This is a genomic window from Planctomycetota bacterium, from assembly GCA_016235865.1.
Classification (GTDB): domain Bacteria; phylum Planctomycetota; class MHYJ01; order JACQXL01; family JACQXL01; genus JACRIK01.
Genome location: JACRIK010000011.1, coordinates 1 through 2,537, shown reverse-complemented (window position 1 = coordinate 2,537; position 2,537 = coordinate 1). Strand labels below are relative to the sequence as shown.

The following is a 2,537-nucleotide window of genomic DNA, read 5'->3' as shown; positions in this document are numbered from 1 at the left end:
GCATTTTTCTTTGTACGAAGCAGGTACGGGTATAGTTGATCCCGGGCTTACTTCAGTTATAGCAGACCCGGATTATGTGAATGCTAATAATGTTTCAAAGTCAATTATCACGGTTACCCCGCGCGATGCAAATAATGATCTCCTTGGAGCCGGCCAGAATGTTGTTCTTTCGCAATTCGGCCCGGGTACGCTCGGCGCGGTAACGGATAAAGGCGACGGTACATACACATCCGAGCTTACGGCAACTTTTACCACCGGTACAACACTGATAAACGCTACGGTAAACGGTATTGCCATTAATCAACAGGCACAGGTTACTTTTACAGAAGCGGATTTGACCAATACTGAAACTAAGACCGAATACGGCCAGCAGAGCGTCACTATTAGCGGCCCGTATACTTACACCGTAAACGAGTCATATACCATAAGGATAAACGGCGTGGTAATTGGCGGTTCCATCTGGTCGGTCTTCCAGTGGTATCTCTACGAAGATGATATCAGGGTAGCAGGCTCAGGCTTTAACTGGGGTAATTTCATCAACAGGGATTTTTCATTTACGCATGCAACCGTAGAGCCGCACGTCTACAGGTTTGGATTCCGTAATACCAGCACCGCCCACGGCTGGAAACCCTACACCGAGGTAAGCATAACCCTTCCGCAGACAGGCGGGGCCCCGTCCGAAGCTAATTCGCCCTTTGTCGTGTGCCCGTTGAATGTCGTGGATTGCGATGCGTCCAACATGACCGTCATGGACGGTATCGCGTATATGCCGAATTCCGCAAATGTAGAACTCGGCGCAAGCCAAGTAAACCTCGCAGACGGTTCGCTCAGCGTCGTTCAACCGATAGCGGTATCCCGCGGCACAGGCTTTACGGCAAATATTGCATTAATCTATAATTCGCTTTCATATTACGACGGCCCGAACGGCCTCGGCTGGCGGCATAATCTGGACATGAGGATCTATCCGCGCGGGGCTTCTTATATATTTGTAAACGAGACCGGCCTGCCGGTAAGATTTTTCCTGCAGAATGGCGCGTACAGGCCAGACCCGAGGTTCGGCGAGCCCGCAACTACGCTTACAATAAATCCTGACAGCACCTATACAATCGTAAGGAAAAGCAACGTCGTACTGCAATTTGACGTCTCCGGCAGATTGACTTTCATATACGATACCAAAGGAAATACCTTGACCCTCGGCTATACAGGTACGCTTTTAACGGCAGTCACGGATTCGGTTAACAGGACAACCGCGCTTGATTATACGAATAGTAAACTTACAGGCGTAACAATGCCCGGCGGCGCCGCAACTACGCTTGAATACAGCGGAAAATATCTTACAGCAATACACCTGCCGACAGGCGAAATCATAAGATACGAATACAACCCGACAAGCGAACTTCTTGTTAAAAAGACCGACCCCGCGGGAAACGTCTATGAATATACCTACGGCAAATGGGGAAAACTTGTCAATGTAAAATATCCCAATAACGGCCAGAAGACCGTTAGTTATAATGAAGGCGCAGGCACAACAGTAATTACCGATGCCATAACCGGCGTACATACCTATACGTATAACGCCCTTTTGAATGCCATTACGCAATATACGGATCCGGCCAATAATACGATAACAAGCAATTGGGATACATCGCGCAATAATACCGGCTATCAGAATCCGAAATCAGGGAGTTTCTCAGCAACGTATTGGCCCAACGGCAGTCCTAAAACAATGACCAATGCCATGGGCTATATGTCGTATTTTGAATACGACGGCGCAAATAACCTGACAAGATACGTTGGCCCTGTAAAAGACCTGAACAACGACGGCCTTATAAACATGGATGACATAAATTTCGCCATAGCAGGCGGAGATTATGATTCTTACACGTATGACATAAATAATAACCGCACGTCCTGGATAGACCGCGGGGGATATGTCCGGTCGTATTCCTATGACGGACAAGGCAGGATACAAACCCAAAATGAGCCCTACGGCCAGGCGCTTAATTATACGTATAACCTTATATCAGGACAGGCAGAGACAATTACGGATTCGCTGGGATACGTAAAGAGATACGCGTACAACGAGCAGGGCTTCCTGACAAAATACACGGACGCCGAAGGGTATATTACAAAATTTGACAAGGATTTCACGGGCAGGACAACAAAGAAAACCGGCCCTGTGGGCGACATAAACGGCGACCTCGTAATAGACGATACGGACGTAACGCTCGCTGAAATACAGGGCGGTTACAGCATAACCTATACGTACACGCCGAACAGCGATATATCAGGCGTAACAGACCAGATGGGCATGGCGACGTCTATGGAGTACAATAATTTCCATAAGCCGGTAAGGATAACGGACGCCAATCTGAACCAGACGTTATTTGCATATGATAACGAAGGCAATCTTACGCAGAAGACCGATGCGAATGCCAATTCGGTGTTTTACCATTACGATACCGCAGGGAGAATGGATTGGACCAGGGATGCCTTAGGCCGGTATTCGTATTTTACTTATGATGAATTCGGAAACG

The 2,537-nt window shown here is 47.9% G+C and carries 1 protein-coding gene; it reads left to right on the top strand.

All coding sequences use genetic code 11. The features are described 5' to 3' along the window. Positions 1-76: 76 nt before the first annotated feature. Positions 77-2,537: hypothetical protein (locus HZA49_04165; protein ID MBI5778635.1), on the top strand; the 2,461-nt coding region annotated here is incomplete at its 3' end.